The sequence below is a fragment of the Bifidobacterium rousetti genome, from assembly GCF_008698235.1.
GTDB lineage: Bacteria > Actinomycetota > Actinomycetes > Actinomycetales > Bifidobacteriaceae > Bifidobacterium > Bifidobacterium rousetti.
In genome coordinates this window covers 12,426-30,139 of the sequence record NZ_PEBH01000011.1, presented here as the reverse complement: position 1 = coordinate 30,139, position 17,714 = coordinate 12,426, and the positions used below count along the sequence as shown (strand labels likewise).

Below are 17,714 nucleotides of genomic sequence, written 5' to 3'. Positions count from 1 at the left end.
GTGATTCGTCATGTCCGAACAATCGATTCCCGTCACGGCCGGCGGCCATTCGGCGGCCGCCCGGGTCAACAAACACAAGCCTGATTGGCGTGGTTGGAAGTTCATGTGGCCGTTCGCGGTGGTGTTCGTGTTCGTGTTCATCATCCCGATCGTGTACGCGATCTACATCAGTTTCTTCAAGAAGCAGATGATCGGCGGTACGAGGTTCGTCGGGTTCGAGAACTACGCGCGTCTGTTGCAGGACAGCCAGTTCTGGAGCTCGGTGGGCCGTGTGGCCCTGTTCACGGTGGTGCAGGTGCCGATCATGCTGTTCTTCGCGGCCGCGATCGCGTTGGCGATCGATTCGATGAAGCTGCATGGCACGAAGTTCTTCCGTATCTCGACGTTCCTGCCGTACGCGGTGCCCGCGGTGGTCTCGACCCTGATCTGGGGTTTCGTGTATGGCGCGAAGTACGGCCTGATCGGTTCGTTCAACGACTTCTTCGGCACGAACATCGACCTGTTCGCCCCGAACATCCTGCTGGCGTCGATCGGCAACATCAACACGTGGGAGTTCACGGGCTACAACATGCTGATCTTCTACAGCTCGCTGTCCACGATCCCCCACAGCCTGTATGAGGCGGCGAGCATTGACGGCGCGTCGGAGTGGAAGATCGTGAAGTCGATCAAGCTGCCGGAGTTGAAGGGTTCGTTGGCGATCACGGTGATCTTCAGCATCATCGGCTCGTTCCAGCTGTTCAATGAGCCGAGCATTTTGCAGAACATGGTGCCGGGCAACGCGATCACGACGTATTACACGCCGAACATGTACGCGTACAACCTGAGCTTCAGCGGCAACCAGAGCAATTACGCGGCGGCTTTGGCGATCACGATGGCGGTGATCACGATGGCGATCGCGTACGCGGTGCAGTTGAACAGCCTCAAGGAGCAGATGAAGTGAGTGGTGCGACCATTTCCGCGCAGTCGGTGCGCGAGCAGGAGCGTGAGGCGAGGCGGGCCGAGAGGGCGCGTCAGAGGCGTGTCGCGAAGGACGAGGCCGCCGAGCGCAAGAGGGCGCAGAGGAGCGGGTTCGCGAACGTGAACAACCCGCGCCGGAGCGTGTGGATGACGGTGGTGTGCGCGGTCTTCGCGGTGTACTGCCTGTTCCCGTTCGTGTACCTGCTGATCAACGCGACGAAGACCCAGGCGGACTTCACGTCGACGTTCGGCCTCGGTTTCGGCAGGACGTTCGCCCTGTGGGACAACATCGTGACGGTGTTCACGTACCAGGACGGGATCTTCGGCCGCTGGCTGATCAACACGCTCCTCTATGTGGTGGTGGGCGCGGGCGGCGCGACCCTGCTGGCGATCATGGGCGGGTACGCGTTGGCGAAGTTCCGGTTCCCGGGCCGCAAGGCCGTGTTCGCCGTCATCATCGGCTCGATCAGTGTGCCGGGTATCGCGTTGGCGGTCCCGCAGTTCCTCCTGTTCGCCAAGCTGGGTTTGACGAACACGCCGTGGGCCATGATCATCCCCTCCCTCATCAGCCCGTTCGGTTTGTACCTGATGTGGATCTTCAGCGAGCAGGCGGTGCCGACCGAGCTGCTGGAGGCGGCTCGTGTGGATGGCGCGTCGGAGTGGCGTACGTTCTGGACGATCAGTCTGCCCTTGTTGGCGCCGGGTATCGTGACGACGGCGTTGTTCACGATCGTGGCGACGTGGAACAACTACTTCCTGCCGTTGATCATGTTGAAGGACGCTGACTGGTATCCGTTGACGATCGGTCTGAACCAGTGGAAGGACCAGGCGTCCACGGCCGGTGGTCAGGCGATCCAGAACCTGGTGATCACGGGCTCGCTGATCACGATCATCCCGCTGGTGATCGCGTTCCTCGCATTGCAGAAGTACTGGCAGTCCGGCCTCGCCGCCGGCGCAGTCAAGGAGTAACCGACAATCATGGAAACGACATCGCACAGGCCATGCACATGGCCGTCCCTGCTGACCGAGTCCGGGCGAGGCATCGCGTTCGGCGGCGACTACAATCCCGACCAGTGGCCGGACGACGTGGTGGCCGACGACATCCGCCTGATGAAACAGGCGCACGTCAACACTGTTGCCCTCGCCATCTTCAGCTGGGATCGCATCGAACCGACCGAAGGCGCGTTTACGTTCGCATGGCTTGACGGTGTCATCGACCAGCTCGGGCGTGCGGGCATCGCGGTGGATCTCTCCTCCGCGACCGCCTCCGCGCCGATGTGGCTGTACGAGGCGCATCCCGAGGTGCTGCCGGTCGACAGGTACGGGCACACGGTCAACCCGGGAAGCCGTCAGTCGTGGCGACCCACGAGTCCGGTGTTCAGACAGTACGCGCTGCGCCTGTGTAGCGAACTCGCCGAGCACTACCGGGACAACCCGACCGTGACCGCATGGCACGTCGGCAACGAGTACGGCTGGAACAACCGCTATGACTACTCCGACGACGCGCTGCGCGAGTTCCGCCTCTGGTGCGAGCGCCGCTACGGCACCATCGACGCGCTCAACGCGGCGTGGGGCACGGCGTTCTGGTCGCAGCACGTCAACGGCTTCGATGAGGTGCTGCTGCCGCGCCACATGGGCGGCGACGCGATGGTCAACCCGTCCCAGCAGCTTGATTTCGAGCGATTCGGCAACGACATGCTCCTCGACTTCTACAAGGCCGAGCGCGACGCGATCGCGTCCATCTGCCCGGACAAGCCGTGCACGACGAACTTCATGGTCTCCACCGACCAGTGCTGCATGGACTACGCGCAATGGGCGGACGAGGTCGATTTCGTCTCGAACGACCACTACTTCCGCGAGGGCGAATCGCACTTGGACGAGCTGGCCTGCTCGGACGCGCTCATGGCCTCGCTGGCCCACGGCGACCCGTGGTACGTGATGGAGCACTCTACGTCCGCGGTGCAGTGGAAGCAGTGGAACTCGCGCAAACGCCACGGCGAGATCGTGCGCGACAGCCTTGCGCATGTGGCGCTGGGCGCTGACGCCATCAACTTCTTCCAGTGGCGTCAGTCCGTCAGCGGCGCCGAGGCGTTCCACTCCGCGATGCTCCCGCACGCGGGGGAGGACTCCAAGGTGTATCGGGGCGTCGTCGAACTGGGGGAGAGGCTCGAGACGCTGTCCGACGCCGGTGTGCAGGGCACGCGCCTGCGCCGCGCGGACACGGCGATCCTGTTCGATGCGACCAGCGAATGGGCCACGCGTTGCGAGACCCTGCCGAGCATGAGGCTCAGCCACTGGCATGACGTGCGCGACTGGTATCGGGCGTTCCTCGACGCGGGCTCGCGCGCGGATGTGGTCCCGCTTGCCTACGACTGGAGCGGATACCGCACGATCGTGCTGCCCACGCTCATCGCCCTGTCCGACGCGGATGCGCGGCGCGTCGCCGACTTCGCGCGCTCCGGCGGCCGGGTCGTCGTCGGCTACGCGACCGGCCTGATCGACGAGCGATTCCACATCGGGCTCGGCGGCTATCCGGGGGCGGGAAATGGCCTGCTGCGCGAGCTGCTCGGCATCCGCTCCGAGGAGTTCAACATCCTCGGCCCCGACGATGGATCCGGTGACGGGACGTCCGAAGGCGAGCCCGTCGCGATCGCCCTGTCGAACGGCATGGTCACGCGACTGTGGCAGAACGACGTGACCTCCGTCGCCCCGGACGTGACCGTGATCGCCACGTACGAGGGCGCGGCGGCAGCCGACTGGGAGCTCGACGGCACGCCCGCCGTCACACGCCATCCCTACGGGAGCGGCGAGGGCGTCTACGTCGGTTGCGATCTGGACCGCCACGATCTGGCGAAGCTCATCGCCTCGGCCGGATTGGGCGCCGAGGTCGTGAGCGAGACCGACCCGCGTATCATCCACACGATCCGCGAATCCGAGGACGGTCGAACCCGGTTCGATTTCTATCTGAACCGGGCCAAGGAGACGGTGCAGGTCCCGGGAATCGAGGGAACGCCGTTCGTCGCCTACCGGTGCGAGGCATCAGAGGCTCCAGAATCGTCGGGAACCGTGGCCTACACGCTCGATCGCAACGCGATCCTCGTCACCAGGACCGTGTTGTAGCCGCTTGTAGCCGTGTCGAGGCCGCTATCTTTCTTACGAGGGGTACTTCGGCTGGTTCGCGGACGTCTATCTTCGTTATGAGGGGTACCTGACCGAAGTATCAAAGACCGAAAATGGCTTGGCGCCGTCGCCATCAAGCCGTTCATGGCGCCTGATACCTGAGATGGGTACCCCTCATAACGAAGATAGATGTCCGCATAAAGCCGAAAGTACCCCTTATAAAGCAGTTAGCCGTTCGTTTTCTCTCGACCGAATGTCTGCGACCATCCTCATGGTCGCGGATCAGGTGCGAAGATGCTCTCAGGGCGAGTAAGGCGAGTAATATGGTGGCGTCAAAATGGTAAGGCTGGTGTCCTCCTGCATGGAAGTCCGTTGGCTTTCGGTGAGGATCCGTGGATCTGAGGGACGGTCGGTTCGTCGATGATTGTATGGCGCGGCACGCTGGGCATATGCGAGTACCACGGATAGCGTAAGGATGGTGGGTTCAATGAACGAAGTGGAATCGAAGGCATCATCCGATCCGGCTGCGGATGGCTCGTCAGTGCAAAGCTCGTCCACACCCGACTCATCTGCGTCCGGCTCGTCCATGCCCGCCGGCGGCACGTCGGCCAAGCCCGCCCGCCCCCGCCGCGTCACGCTGCGCGACGTGGCCGAGGCGGCCGGCGTCTCGCTCAAGACCGCGTCCAACGTCATCAACCATTCCGGCCGCATGAGCGATGCCACGCGCGCCAAGGTCGAGCAGGTGATCAAGGACCTCGGCTACCGCGTCAACGTGGCCGCGCGCAATCTGAGCCGCGACCACACCGGCTTCATCACACTCGCCGTGCCCACGCTCACGCCGCCTTACCTCGCCGAACTCGCCAACCGTACGATCGACGCCGCGCGCCTGCAGGACTACTCCGTCTACGTCACCACCTACGCGGAAGGCTCTGCCAAAGGCGCGCGCGACCTGTTGCGCCGCTTCAACTCCACCGTCTCCGACGGCATGATTCTGTCGATGAGCGAGGTGGAGGACATCCGTCCGGAGGATCTCGAGGTCGATTTCCCGCTCGTCGTGGTCGGCGCACGCACCACATGGGGCAGGGCCGACCATGTGACCCCCGACGACGTCGCCGCCGCGGCCACGGCCGCCGGATACCTCTACGACCACGGTTCGCGCCACCTCGCGGTCGTGGGCGCGCGCGGCGCGTACGACGAGTCGTCTCTGCTGGGGGCGATCGAGGGCAACGCCCAGCTGCGTACGCGCGGCGTCATCGAGGAGACCCGGCGAAGGGGCCTCGAACTTGATCCGCGGCTGGTCGGCGCCACCGATCAGGACTGGACGATCGGCGCCGGCGCGCGCGTCACCCAGCGGCTCATCGACAACGGTGTGCCGTTCGACGGCGTCGTCGCGTTGAACGACCAGCTCGCCATCGGCGCGATGACCGCGTTGCGCACCGCCGGCTATGACGTGCCGGGTCAGGTGCAGGTGATCGGCTTCGACAACATCGAGGAGGCCCCCTACCTGCAGATCCCCCTGACGACGATGGCCTCGCGCCTCGAATGGACCGCGCCCACCGCCGTCGAGCGCATTCTGGGCCGGATCCGCGGCGACATCTCCGCCCCCGAACTCCTCATGACCAAGTCGCACGTCATCCCCCGCGCTTCCACACGGTGATGCACCAACGTGTACAGTGAGTGCGTAGCAGCAACGAAGGAGCACTCATGACGAACGAATCCATATCGAATCCGGCATCACAGTCCGCATCGAAGCCCACATTCCACACGCCCGTGATCACCCTGAACGACGGCCATCTCATCCCGCAGATCGGCCTCGGCGTCCTGAGGATCGACGACGAGGGCGTCACCCCGGTCGTCGAAAGCGCGCTTGAGGCCGGATACCGCCACATCGACGGCGCGGCCGGGTACAACAACGAGGCCGGCGTGGGGCGCGCGCTCGCCGAAACCGGTTTCAACACCGGCGAGAAGCGCAAGTCCCTGTGGCTTACCACCAAGCTGCGTGACTCCCAGCAGGGCTACGATTCCGCGCTCAAGGCGTTCGACGACTCCCTTGCCAAGCTGCAGGTCGACTACGTCGACATGTACATGATCCATTGGCCCACCCCGTTCGACTGGCGCAGCGGCGAGACCTGGAAGGCGTTCACGAGGCTGCGCGAGGAGGGGCGCGTGAAGACCCTCGGCGTGTGTAACTTCCTGCCCGAGCACTTGGAGCGTCTGCACGAGGAAACCGGCGAATGGCCGGCCGTCGACCAGATCGAACTGCATCCCACCTGGCAGCAGCGCGAGGTCGTCGCGTTCTGCAAGGAGCACGGCATCGCCGTCGAAGCCTACTCGCCGATGGCCCGCGGCGCCGACCTCAACGCCGGCGACGGCACGATCGAGCGCATCGCCGAAGCCCACGGCGTCACCCCGGCGCAGGTGATCCTGCGCTGGCACATCGAAAACGGCACGATCATCATCCCCAAGTCGGTCCACGCCGAGCGCCAGCGCGAGAACCTCGACCTGTTCGGCTTCGTGCTCGACCCGGCCGAACACGCCGCGATCGACGAGCTCGACGGGCCGACCCGCGCCGGACACGATCCGCTCACCTTCACGTATGCGTGATCGCCGCGGCGGCCGGCGACGCGGGGGAGGCGCAGGCGCCGCTCCCGCTCGATTCCGCCGGCGCCGCGTCACCGCGACGAGTCCGCTCGAACGCCTCCTGATCCTGCTGGTCGTCGTCGCGTTGGGCGGCGTCGGCGCGGGGTCCCTGCTGCCTAGAATCAGTCCCGAAATCGGCAAGGTTTCGGGGCTTACCGCCGCGTCCGGGCCCGCTGCCGATGCGCTCGAGAAACTCACGGTCGACGACAACCAAAGCGCATCCGGCTACGACCGCGACGCGTTCGGCTACCGCGAGACCGACGACGACGGCAACGGCTGCGACATCCGCGAGGACATCCTCGCCCGCGACCTCGAGGCCGTGCGATACAAGGCCGCGACTGGCCCCGGCGCGTGCCAGGTCAAATCGGGCGTCCTCGACGACCCGTACACCGGCCGCACGATCCGGTTCACGCGCGGCGTCGACACCTCCGCCGCCGTGCAGATCGACCACGTCGTCGCCCTCGAGAACGCGTGGGCGTCCGGCGCGCGCGACTGGGACACCGCCATGCGACGCCGGTTCGGCAACGACCCGTACAACCTGCTCGCCGTCGACGGCCCCGCCAATCAGGAGAAAGGCTCCGCATCCGCCGCGTACTGGCTGCCGACGAACGCCGCCTACCGTTGCGAATACGTCGCCCGCCAGATCGGCGTCAAAACGACATACAGCCTGACCGTCACCACCGCCGAAAAGGACGCGATGCTCGCCGTCCTCCACACCTGCCCCGCCCAGCAGATCCCGTAGGATATGCTCTGCCTCCCTCGGCTCCCCTTGTCAGGGGAGCTGGCCCGTGAAACGGGCCTGAGGGGTAGTCGAGGCGACAATGAGACCGTGCATGCGACTGGCGAAAGCAGCAGCAAGTAACACGGTCGCGCTATACCTTTGCGTGGAAATCGATGACCATGGCATGGTCATGCGCAGATACATGCGAGCACATGCATGACACGCGAGGGGATGGATAACGAAAAGAATGAGCGTGAACATCGATAACGGCAGCAACAGCGGGAACGCCGGTAACGGGGAACACGCACCCAAGAACGACGATCGCGTCGTCGAAGGATCGACCGAAACCAGCTACCCGACCATCGTCAGAAGCGGACGCGCCCACGGCAGCGGCTACGGGCGCATCCACGGCGACGCCAAACGCGCCAAGATCACCGCGGCCATGCGCCGCAACGGCGACTTCGCGCACGGCAACCTCGTCGACGCCGACGGATACCGGCGGCCCGAACCCGAGATCGAGAAGGAGCGGCAGGCCGCGCGACACCAGTCGGGCACGGTGCACCACGGGCACGCGCTCGCCGGCATCCTGGGACCCGCGTTCGTGGCGGCCGTCGCGTACGTGGACCCGGGCAACGTGGCCGCGAACATCACCTCCGGCGCGAGGTACGGCTACCTGCTGGTGTGGGTGCTCGTCGTCGCCAACGCGATGAGCGTGCTCATCCAATACCAGTCCGCCAAGCTCGGCATCGTCACCGGCAAGTCGCTGCCGGAGCTGCTCGGCGAGCGCATGAGCGACGCCGGGCGGTTCATGTTCTTCATGCAGGCCGAGGTCATCGCCATCGCCACCGATCTGGCCGAGCTGATCGGCGGCGCGATCGCGCTGAACCTGCTGTTCGGTCTGCCGCTGTTCGTCGGCGGCGTGATCATCGGCGCGGTCTCCACCGTGCTATTGCTGTTCGAGGGCGGCAAGACGCATCGCCTGTTCGAGAAGATGGTGATCGCGCTGCTGCTGGTCATCACGTTCGGTTTCATCGCGGGGCTGTTCATCGCTCCGCCGAACCCTGCGGATGTGGCCGGCGGCCTGATCCCGCACTTCACCGGGCGCGACTCGGTGCTCATGGCCACGTCGATGCTCGGCGCGACCGTCATGCCGCACGCGATCTACCTGCACTCCACGCTCGTCAACGACCATTACGCGGGCGGCGAGGAGCGTCCGACCACGCGCGAGCTGCTCCACGGCTCGAAGATCGACGTGGTGTGGGCGCTGCTGCTCGCCGGTTCGGTGAACCTGTGCCTGCTGATCCTCGCCGCGAACTCGTTGTACGGCATGAAGGGCACCGATTCGATCGAGGGCGCGCAGCATGCGATCGTGACCGTGCTGGGCCCTGTCATCGGCACGATCTTCTCGATCGGCCTACTGGCCTCGTCGCTGAGCTCCACCTCGGTCGGCACCTACGCCGGCTCCGAGATCATGCATGGTCTGCTGCGCGTCAAGGCGCCGATGTGGGCGTGCCGCGTGGTCACGCTCGTGCCGGGCCTGATCGTGCTGTGGTTCGCGCCGAACCCCACCGAGGCGCTGGTCATCGGCCAGGTGATCCTGTCCGTGGGCATCCCGTTCGCGATCATCCCGCTGCTGCGTTACACCCACGACCGCAAGCTGATGGGCGAGTACGCCGACGGCATGGTCAAGCATGTGATCTTCATCGCCGTCGCCGCCCTGATCGTCGCCCTGAACGTCCTCCTCATCGCCCTCACCCTCTTCGGTCTGGCGTGAGGTGCGCTTACCAGCGAGCGCACCGACGGGCGGCACAGTGCTTGTCGTGGCTGTTTTCGGTCTCCCTCATTCTTTTGGAGTCTCGCTGCCGTTCAACATGATTATCCGCTGATTTTACGTCGAATTGCCATGATGATGAATTGCCGCAATGAGTCTGCCACTCAACGTCAAAAGTCACCAAATTCGTGTTGAGTGACAGCAAACCGTCTACTCATGCTTGGATTGTATATCAAATAGTATACAATCCAAGATATCTTGTAGATCAAAGAAGACAGTATGCGAAAGTTAGGTTGAGGTATAAGTGGTAATGCGCATTGCGTTGAGGACCGGGTGCGTCGCACGTGCGTTCGATCGAAACCGATATGCATCACAACGAACCGCTATGCGGCGTGATTGCGCTCCGGTCCTCAGGCAATGGGGTGCTGACAGCTCAGCGAGGATGTAGGTATGGCAGGGTTGTGATCACTCGGCGCTCTTGTCGGACTCCGCGGACCCCGTGGCCTTCTTGCGGCCGCGGCGCTTCATCGTGCCGGCGGTGGCGTCGTCGACGTTGAAGATGACGGCCTTGTCGTCCGGGTAGTAGGTGCCGGGGACGGACACGTACGCGACCTCGCCCTCCGGGGCTTCGGCGAGCGTGAAGAACTTGCCGATCGCCTCGAGCGCGGCCTGCTCGCGCACGCTGACGGACGCGGTCTGCTTCTCCTCGGGCTTGCTGAACTTCACCGCGTTGAGCGCCTTGCCGGTGGTCACGGCGACGGCGATGCGCCTGCCGTTCTCGTCGACGAGCAGTCGCACGAATGCCGGGAAGCCCAGCGCCTGCGCGGTGGCCTTGTTGAAGCGGATGGCGTTGGCGGTGATGGTCATCGTGATCTTGCCGACCGGCTTGACCAGCCTGACTTCCTCGAATCCCTGCAGGACGGATGCCATATGAACTCCTTAATGAGATGTCGATTTTCGGCAAATCGACATTCCGAATGTTTATTCGACATCTATTGTAGCGAATGGCCGCGGTGTATTTCGAATGCAATTTCATTGAGCGTGTCCCCGTGGTTTCCACTATGATTTCGTCTTTCTTTTCCGGGATGATTTCGCTGTTCGCGTTCGGTATGCATCGCCCTGAATTGCATGGTATTGCGGCCTGTGGCGCATTGGTGTCGCAACGTGATTATGCGGCAGTGCGCGGCGTATTGATTCATGTATTGCGTTCATGGATCGCGACCCGTATCACATCATATTGTCTGGCGTATGCCGCGATATGCATGACTCGGCTGCATCTGCATCCGAGCGTCGACGGTCGGGCCGCTGGGCCCATCCGGCACGGCACCCCCGATCTGACTCGCGAACACCCCGATCATACCCCCGATATGTCACGGGGGGGGGGTGTACGCTTCATGGGCACCATAATTCGGGGGTAACTCTGCTTCCCCATATCCCGGTCCGCGGACGGTGTCCGCGGACCCGGCGGCACCAGCACGGCGGCAACCATTGACGACATCGTGAAAGCGCAGGGTGGACAAGTGGCTCAGGCATCGCGGTCCCGATACCGTACCGACATCGGGACTCCCCACGGTCCCGGCTCGCCCGCGGAGATCGTTGTTAGCGCGAACACCGCCGATACCCCCTACCGTGACGATCCCGCCGACTCCCACCAGAGCCAGAGTCAGAGCCGCAGCCGGGGCCAGAGCCAGATGTCGCAGGTCGTCTACTGGCGGTTCTTCGTCAACACCGCGCTGATGCTGGTCGACGCCGCCATGTTCATCATCGCCGGCGCCACCGTGCTCAACCTGGGGCACGCCACCGGCGTGTACTGGTCGGTCCGCTTCGGGATCGCGTTCGGCCCCACGGCCTATTCCATCGTCAGCGCGTGCTTCTGGATCGCATCGCTGCACGCCGTGGGCATCTACCACCGTCACATCATGGGCGACGGCTATCAGGTGAACATGCTGCTGGTCAAGGGCACGGCCCTGTGCTGGATGCTCCACTGCACGTTCAACTACGTCTTCGACTTCCGCCTCACGCTGCGCTCGCTGACCGCGATGGTGGTCGCCGGCGGCCTGCTGACGATGGCCGAACGCGTCGTCTCCCGCCTGTTCCTCGCCCGCAGCCGCGAGAAAGGCCAGTTCGCGTACGGCGTCGTGATCGTCGGCTCGCCGCGCGGCATCGGCGACGCGCTGCGGTTCCTCGCCAAGCGCACCCAGCTCAACTACCGTCCGGTCGCCGTCTGCCCGATCCGTTTCGACCCCGACAGCGGCCTGATCGTCGGCGACCACGACCTCATCGAGCTCGAATCCCGGATCGCCGACTCGTGGGGCCGTTCGCTGCCCGTGCTGGAGTACGACGACACCGACCTGCCCCGCCGCGTGATCGACGCGGGCGCGCAGACCGTGCTGGTGGCCGACGAGCTGCGACGCTACTCCGACAACTACAACATCTTCAGCGTACGCATGGAGTCCTTCGGCCTGGAGATCGCGATGTTCGCGTCCGCCGCGGACACCGCGAACCACGAGTTCCGCATCCGCTCCATCCAGGGCACGACCATCATCACCCAGCGTCTCGCCCAGTACACGCCGTCCGTGCGCGTGACCAAGCGCCTGTTCGATCTCGCGGTCTCGTCGCTCGCGATCGCGTGCTCGCTGATCATCACCCTGCCGGTCGCGATCGCGATCAAACTCACCGACGGCGGCCCGGTGTTCTACACGCAGACGCGCATCGGACGCGGCGGCAGGCCGTTCGAGATGATCAAGTTCCGTTCGATGGTCGCCAACGCCGACGCGCTCAAACGCGAGCTCGCCGAACGCACCGGCCAGACCGACCGGTTCATCTTCAAGATGAAGGACGATCCGCGCATCACGCCGGTCGGCCGCTTCATCCGCCGGTTCTCGATCGACGAGCTGCCGCAGTTCATCAACGTCTTCAAAGGCGACATGTCGGTCGTCGGCCCGCGTCCGCCGCTGCCAGAGGAGTACGCGCGCTACAACCGCCTGTACGCCACGCGCATGCTGGTCAAGCCGGGCATCACCGGCCCGTGGCAGGTGTCCGGACGCTCCGACCTGTCCGCCGAGGAAAGCGAGGCGCTGGACGTCGCGTACGTGCAGAACTGGTCGATGATGGGCGATATCGCGCTGATGTTCCGCACCGTCGGTGCCGTGCTGAGCCACAAGGGGGCCTACTGATGGGCGGCGTCGATCCGATGGACGGCGTGCGCCCCGCTCCCGAGTCCCGCCCGCCCCGCCGGCGCATGAGCCGGGCGAGCGTCGCCCGCATGAAACGCGGCCGTCGCCGTCGCCGCATCGTCCTTATGACGCTCGTCACGGTCCTCGTCGCGTTCGTCGCCGTCGTCGTGTGGTTCGCGGCTTCCGCGTGGATCGCCAAGGGCGAGATCGAAGCGTCCGTCGCCTCGGCGAACGGCATCCGCGACGCCGTGCGCGACGGCGACCTCGAGTCGGCCGCCGACCGCATCGACGACATGTCCGTGCACATCGGCAAGGCGTACGCGCAGACCAGCCAGCCGGTCTGGTCGATCGCCGGCATCACCCCGTACTACGGACGGGACGTCACCTCCGTGCGCGAGACCGTGCACATCCTCGAGGACATCGCCAACAACGCGATGCCCGCGCTCTCCCGCACCGCGCGCTCGATCGACCCGGACGCGATCGGCGTCAAGGACGGGGCGATCTCGCTCGGCGGGCTGGACGCCGGCGTGGCGTCCGACCTCGCGCGCGCCGACCATGCGCTGACCGACGCGGCGGCGAGGCTCGCCGACGTGCCGGACACGCATTTTGCGCGGGTCAACGACGCGCTCGCGAAGGGACGGGAGCAGCTCGCGGCGATCGCGGGACTGACCGACACCGCATCCCGGCTCGCGGACACGCTGCCCGCGATGCTGGACCTCGACATCTCAGCCGCCAAGTCGTCCGGCACGTCCGGCACGTCGCGCACGTACCTGCTGCTCGCCCAGAACAACGCCGAACTGCGCGCCACCGGCGGCATCCCCGCCAGCTGGGGCACGCTGCGTGTGACCCGCGGCAGGCCGACGCTCGGCACGCTCGCCCCGCCTCCCTCCGACGCCGCGTTCAGCGAGGACGAGGCGCTCACTGTCCTCACCGCGGACGAACGCAACCTGTTCTCCGTGAAGATGGCGACCGACTATCAGGACGTGAACTTCACGCCGGACTTCCCACGCGCCGCCGAGCTCGCGAGCGGGATCTGGAAGCGCGCAGGCGGCGGGGACGTGGACGGCGTGATCAGCGTCGACCCGGTGTTCCTGCAGCGGATGCTCGCGATCACCGGCCCGGTCACGCTCGCCGACGGGACCGTGTTGACCGGGAGCGACGCCGCGAGCACGCTGCTCAACCGCACGTATCTGGACAAAACGACGCAGGCCGCGCAGGAGGCGTTCTTCGCGATGGCCGCGGGTCAGGTCTTCGACCATGTGCTGCACGGTCTGGGTTCGGGTGATTCCGGTTCGGGTGATTCCGACAGGCTCGCGCTGCTCAAGACCGTGAGCCAGGCCGTCGAGGACGGCCACCTCACCGTGTGGAGCGCGCACGAGGACGAGCAGGACCGCCTCGCCGGCACGGCCGTCGCCGGAGCGATGCCCTCGAAGCCCGCCGAACCGGTCGCCGGCGTCTACTTCAACGACGCGACGATGGGCAAGATGGACTGGTATCTCAAGCGCGAGACGAAGATCGCCTACGACAGGACCTACCCCAACGGCGCCTGCCAGTACACGCTCACCGTCACGATGACCAACACCGCCGACCCCGCGACCATCGGGAAGACGCCCGACCTGCTGCGCGGCTTCGACGCGGACGGCAAGGCGCGGCACGGCGAGATCGAGACGGTGCTGTACGTGTACGCGCCCGCAGGCGGCCGGCTGGTCGACTGGAGCGAGGACTTCGACCAGATCGCCACGCACGACGGGCTGACGGTCGGGGCGACGACCGTGACGCTCGAGGCGGGGGAGCGGTTCGAACTGACCGTCCACCTGCTCGCGAGCCCCGCGGCGGGCGACACCCCGATGACCGTGCGCACGACGCCCGACGCCGGGTGACGGCGAAACGACAGACGACAGACACATCAACGACAGACATGAGATAAGGAATGGAGTCCCTCCGGTGAATGAGACAGAACAGGTTCAGGACGTCATCACCATCGACGTGCTGGGCGCCCTGAGGAAGCATTGGATCACCGCGGTCGTCACGCTCGTGGTGGTCTTCGCGGCCGCCGCGGCGTACACGTTCACCCGCACGCCGATGTACACGGCCACCTCCGAGCTGCTGGCCACCTACCGCTCGTCGTCCGGCGCCGCCGCGGGCAGCGCCGGCAACGAGCTCAACTCCGGCGCGAGCTACATCAACAGCCAGATCCAGACCTACCCGCAGCTGGTGAAGACCGAGTCGGTCCTCCAGCCGGTGATCGACGATCTCGGGCTCAAATCCTCGGTCAAGGAGCTGGCCGCCACGGTCACCGCCTCCAACCCAAGCGACACGATGCTCGTCGACATCTCCGTCGACAACGCCGATCCGAAGTCCGCTTCCACGATCGCCAACGCCGTGGCGGAAAGCCTCAAGAAGCAGGTCACCTCCACGCTCTACAGCGACGAGGGCGACAAGATCGTCTCCCCGGTGAACCTCACCGTCGTCCAGCAGGCCTACGTCCCCGCATCCCCGAGCTCCCCGAACGTGAGGATGAACCTCGCGGTGGGCGTGCTCGTCGGCGTGGTGCTGGGACTGGTCGCGGCCGTCGTCAAGGATTCGCTCGACACGCGCATCCGTCACGAGTCCGACATCGCCGCGCTCATCGACGCCCCGATCCTGGGGTCGATCCGCCGCAACGACCTCTACCACGGCAAAACGCCCGCGGTCATCTCCAAGCCGGCCTCCCGTGAGGCCGAGGAGATCCGCCGACTGCGCACGAACCTGTCGTTCATCCTGCCTGATGCGCCGCGCTCCAATGTGATCGTCGTGACCTCCGCCGGTCCGTCCGAAGGCAAGACGACGATCTGCGTCAACATGGCGACCGCCTTCGCCGAGTCCGGCGCCAAGGTCCTGCTCGTCGACGCCGATGTGCGCAATCCCTCGGTCAGCAAGCAGCTCGATCTCGAGGGCACGGTCGGCCTGACCCATCTGATCACCAACGAGGTCTCCTCGCAGGAGGCGATCCAGAAGTACTGGAAGCAGAACTTCCACGTCCTGCCGGCCGGAGCCCAGCGCATCAACCCAAGCATCCTGCTCAACTCCCGCGCGATGAAGTCCTTCATCGACCAGGTCTCCGACGCCTACGACTACGTGATCGTCGACACCGCCCCGATGCGCGTGTCCAACGACGCCGTGGTGTTCGCCAAGGAGGGGCCGCAGCTCATGTTCGTGGTCGGTCTGGGCGTCGCCGAGAAGCGTCTGCTCAGGAAGACCATGCAGGAGCTCGACACCCTCGACGTCCATCCGATCGGCGTCGCCGTCGACTACGCCGAGAACGACAACATGCAGAAGACCGGCTACTACTATTACGGCGACTCCTATCAGGACCCCTCCTCCGCCTCCTCCGATGACGCCAGCGGATCGGGCGCCGCCAACGGCCGTCCCGGTGAGCGCAACAAGCACAAGGCGCGATCATGAGCGACACGAACGGCACCACCGTGAGCGCAGGCTCCCGCACCTCCGATCGCGCATCCGCTGATCGTGCGCCATCCGGCCGCAGTCGATCGACGCTCGTCGTCGCCACGCACAAGCGCTACCGCATGCCCGAATCCGATCTGTACCTGCCGGTGCAGGTCGGCGCCATGGGCAAGGCCGATCTGGGCTATCAGCGCGACGACGCCGGCGAGCACATCTCCGGCAGGAACCCCTATTTCTGCGAGCTGACCGGCCTGTACTGGGCGTACCGGAACCTCGACGCCGAGAACTGGGGTCTGGTCCACTACCGCAGGTTCCTCGGACGCAGGGGCCTCGTCCTCTCCCGCGACAAGTACGACCGTCTGCTCACCGAGCGTGACGTGACCCGCCTGCTGGGACGCCACGACGTGATCGTGCCGCGCAGGCAGCACTATGTCATCGAGACCATCGCGTCGCATTACTCGCACACGCACAACGCCGCCGACCTCGATGCCACGAGGCGCGTGCTCGAGGACCTGTACCCGCAGTATGTGGCCGATTGGGACGCCGTGATGGCCCGTCGCTCCGCGCACATGTTCAACATGTTCGTGATGCGCGACGATCAGGCCCGCGCCTACTGCGAGTGGCTGTTCGACGTGCTGTTCGAGCTGGAGCGCCGCATTGACGTCTCCCGGTACGACGCCTTCCACGCGCGCCTGTTCGGCCGCGTCAGCGAGTTCATGCTCGACGTGTGGATCCGTCATCACCATCTGACCTGCGCCGAGGTGCCGGTCGTGTACATGGGCCGGATCGACTGGCCGCGCAAGATCGCCTCGTTCGTCAGGGCCCGGTTCGCGGGGGTGAAGTATGAACGCAGCTTCTAGGACCAAGGCAACAGGGGCGGCGGGAGCGACGGGGGCGAAGCCCGGCGTGAAGCTGTGCCTCGTGGCCTCCTCCGGCGGGCACATCGAGGAGCTGATGCAGCTCGGCGTGCTGCGCGAGCGGTACGACCATTTCCTCATGACCCCGCGCACCAAGTGGACCGAGAGGATCGAGGGGCGCAAGCACTTCATCCACGACATCGACCGCAGCGGCAGGCTGATCAGACTGGTCACGCTCGCGCGCGTCTTCCTCGAGCAGATCCCGATCTTCCTCAAGGAGCGTCCGAACGTCGTGGTGACCACCGGGGCCGTGGTGGCGCTGCCGATCTGCCTGTACGTCAAGCTGTTCGGCGGCCGGGTGGTCTTCATCGAAAGCATCGCCCGCGTCAACACGGCCAGCCGGACCGGCCGCATCATCGGACGGTTCGCCGACCTGTTCCTCGTGCAGTGGAGGGAACAGCTCGACTGCTATCCGAACGCCACGTATGCGGGGTGGATCTACTGATGGACATCTTCATGATCGTCGGCGGCGTCGTCGAATTCGACTTCAGCCGCCCCTTAAGGATCCTCGACGAGCTGGTCGCCGAAGGCGCGCTTGATGGCGACCGGATCGTCGCCCAGCGCGGCCACGCGGCATACGTGCCGAAGCGCTACCGCAGCTTCGACTTCGTCGACGGCGGGACCTTCGATCAGGCCATCGCGGACGCGGATCTCATCATCTCGCACGGCGGCGTCTCCTCGCTGATCTCCGCGCTGCGCCACGGCAAGAAGGTCATCGCCTTCCCGCGACTCGCGCGCTACGGCGAGCATCTGGACGACCACCAGTGCGAGATCACATCCGTGTTCGCCGACCGCGGATACCTGCTGTACGCCACGGACAAGGCCTCGCTCAAGGCGGCCATCGCGAAGGCCGCCGAGTTCACGCCGAAGCCGTTCGTCGGAGGCAACGCGGCGATGACACGCATCGTGACCGATTTCATCGACGGCAGGCGCTGAAAAGTGCGGAAAGGACAAGCGAAGGAGGTGAA

14 protein-coding genes are annotated in these 17,714 nt (G+C 65.3%); 13 read left to right on the top strand and 1 reads right to left on the bottom strand.

The features are described 5' to 3' along the window. Positions 1-10 precede the first annotated feature (10 nt). The 7 genes from CSQ85_RS10820 (at position 11) to CSQ85_RS10790 (ending at position 9,212) form a co-directional block, all read left to right on the top strand. Complete coding sequence (locus CSQ85_RS10820) at positions 11-940, top strand: carbohydrate ABC transporter permease (RefSeq protein WP_150384056.1); 930 nt, start codon at positions 11-13, stop codon at positions 938-940. Further along, the gene (locus CSQ85_RS10815; protein ID WP_150384055.1) at positions 937-1,926 is read left to right on the top strand and encodes a carbohydrate ABC transporter permease; all 990 of its coding nucleotides are present in this window, start codon (positions 937-939) and stop codon (positions 1,924-1,926) included. Before CSQ85_RS10820 ends, CSQ85_RS10815 begins: the two co-directional genes overlap by 4 nt. 9 nt (positions 1,927-1,935) lie before the next feature. Further along, on the top strand, positions 1,936-4,077 hold the full coding sequence (locus tag CSQ85_RS10810; RefSeq protein WP_150384054.1) for a beta-galactosidase: 2,142 nt from the start codon (positions 1,936-1,938) through the stop codon (positions 4,075-4,077). Positions 4,078-4,663: 586 nt separating this feature from the next. Further along, the gene (locus tag CSQ85_RS10805) at positions 4,664-5,734 is read left to right on the top strand and encodes a LacI family DNA-binding transcriptional regulator (RefSeq protein ID WP_150384105.1); all 1,071 of its coding nucleotides are present in this window, start codon (positions 4,664-4,666) and stop codon (positions 5,732-5,734) included. A 47-nt stretch (positions 5,735-5,781) separates the two neighbouring features. Beyond that, positions 5,782-6,681 (top strand): aldo/keto reductase, encoded by a 900-nt coding sequence (locus CSQ85_RS10800; RefSeq protein WP_150384053.1) that lies wholly within the window; start codon positions 5,782-5,784, stop codon positions 6,679-6,681. Continuing rightward, positions 6,674-7,459 carry an HNH endonuclease family protein gene (locus tag CSQ85_RS10795; RefSeq protein WP_150384052.1) on the top strand — a complete coding sequence of 262 codons (786 nt, stop codon included), beginning with the start codon at positions 6,674-6,676 and terminating at the stop codon, positions 7,457-7,459. The genes CSQ85_RS10800 and CSQ85_RS10795 overlap by 8 nt, the downstream gene beginning before the upstream one ends. A 226-nt stretch (positions 7,460-7,685) precedes the next feature. After that, the gene (locus tag CSQ85_RS10790) at positions 7,686-9,212 is read left to right on the top strand and encodes an Nramp family divalent metal transporter (RefSeq protein WP_223846950.1); all 1,527 of its coding nucleotides are present in this window, start codon (positions 7,686-7,688) and stop codon (positions 9,210-9,212) included. A 462-nt stretch (positions 9,213-9,674) separates the two neighbouring features. On the opposite strand, the gene CSQ85_RS10785 is transcribed toward CSQ85_RS10790, so the two are convergent. After that, positions 9,675-10,139: a hypothetical protein gene (locus tag CSQ85_RS10785; protein ID WP_150384051.1), complete on the bottom strand. Its 465-nt coding sequence runs from the start codon at positions 10,137-10,139 to the stop codon at positions 9,675-9,677. A gap of 761 nt (positions 10,140-10,900) precedes the next feature. Between CSQ85_RS10785 and CSQ85_RS10780 the strand changes: the two genes are divergently transcribed. From CSQ85_RS10780 to CSQ85_RS10755, 6 genes are all read left to right on the top strand, one after another. Next, positions 10,901-12,385, top strand: a complete 1,485-nt coding sequence (locus tag CSQ85_RS10780) for a sugar transferase (RefSeq protein ID WP_150384103.1) — start codon at positions 10,901-10,903, stop codon at positions 12,383-12,385. Beyond that, positions 12,385-14,265 carry a DUF4012 domain-containing protein gene (locus CSQ85_RS10775; RefSeq protein WP_223846949.1) on the top strand — a complete coding sequence of 627 codons (1,881 nt, stop codon included), beginning with the start codon at positions 12,385-12,387 and terminating at the stop codon, positions 14,263-14,265. Before CSQ85_RS10780 ends, CSQ85_RS10775 begins: the two co-directional genes overlap by 1 nt. 64 nt (positions 14,266-14,329) lie before the next feature. Continuing rightward, on the top strand, positions 14,330-15,829 hold the full coding sequence (locus CSQ85_RS10770; protein ID WP_150384050.1) for a polysaccharide biosynthesis tyrosine autokinase: 1,500 nt from the start codon (positions 14,330-14,332) through the stop codon (positions 15,827-15,829). After that, the gene (locus CSQ85_RS10765; RefSeq protein ID WP_150384049.1) at positions 15,826-16,689 is read left to right on the top strand and encodes a DUF4422 domain-containing protein; all 864 of its coding nucleotides are present in this window, start codon (positions 15,826-15,828) and stop codon (positions 16,687-16,689) included. The genes CSQ85_RS10770 and CSQ85_RS10765 overlap by 4 nt, the downstream gene beginning before the upstream one ends. After that, the gene (gene pssD / locus CSQ85_RS10760) at positions 16,673-17,191 is read left to right on the top strand and encodes a PssD/Cps14F family polysaccharide biosynthesis glycosyltransferase (protein ID WP_150384048.1); all 519 of its coding nucleotides are present in this window, start codon (positions 16,673-16,675) and stop codon (positions 17,189-17,191) included. Before CSQ85_RS10765 ends, pssD begins: the two co-directional genes overlap by 17 nt. Beyond that, entirely contained in the window at positions 17,191-17,682 is a 492-nt protein-coding gene (locus CSQ85_RS10755; RefSeq protein ID WP_150384047.1) for a glycosyltransferase, read from the top strand. Before pssD ends, CSQ85_RS10755 begins: the two co-directional genes overlap by 1 nt. The last annotated feature ends 32 nt before the right edge of the window (positions 17,683-17,714 follow it).

Coding starts and splice junctions, on each gene's coding strand:
- CSQ85_RS10820 (WP_150384056.1), top strand. CDS start 11: ATGTCCGAACAATCGATTCCCGTCACGGCCGGCGGCCATTCGGCGGCC.
- CSQ85_RS10810 (WP_150384054.1), top strand. CDS start 1,936: ATGGAAACGACATCGCACAGGCCATGCACATGGCCGTCCCTGCTGACC.
- CSQ85_RS10805 (WP_150384105.1), top strand. CDS start 4,664: ATGCCCGCCGGCGGCACGTCGGCCAAGCCCGCCCGCCCCCGCCGCGTC.
- CSQ85_RS10800 (WP_150384053.1), top strand. CDS start 5,782: ATGACGAACGAATCCATATCGAATCCGGCATCACAGTCCGCATCGAAG.
- CSQ85_RS10795 (WP_150384052.1), top strand. CDS start 6,674: ATGCGTGATCGCCGCGGCGGCCGGCGACGCGGGGGAGGCGCAGGCGCC.
- CSQ85_RS10790 (WP_223846950.1), top strand. CDS start 7,686: ATGAGCGTGAACATCGATAACGGCAGCAACAGCGGGAACGCCGGTAAC.
- CSQ85_RS10785 (WP_150384051.1), bottom strand. CDS start 10,139: ATGGCATCCGTCCTGCAGGGATTCGAGGAAGTCAGGCTGGTCAAGCCG.
- CSQ85_RS10780 (WP_150384103.1), top strand. CDS start 10,901: ATGTCGCAGGTCGTCTACTGGCGGTTCTTCGTCAACACCGCGCTGATG.
- CSQ85_RS10775 (WP_223846949.1), top strand. CDS start 12,385: ATGGGCGGCGTCGATCCGATGGACGGCGTGCGCCCCGCTCCCGAGTCC.
- CSQ85_RS10765 (WP_150384049.1), top strand. CDS start 15,826: ATGAGCGACACGAACGGCACCACCGTGAGCGCAGGCTCCCGCACCTCC.
- pssD (WP_150384048.1), top strand. CDS start 16,673: ATGAACGCAGCTTCTAGGACCAAGGCAACAGGGGCGGCGGGAGCGACG.
- CSQ85_RS10755 (WP_150384047.1), top strand. CDS start 17,191: ATGGACATCTTCATGATCGTCGGCGGCGTCGTCGAATTCGACTTCAGC.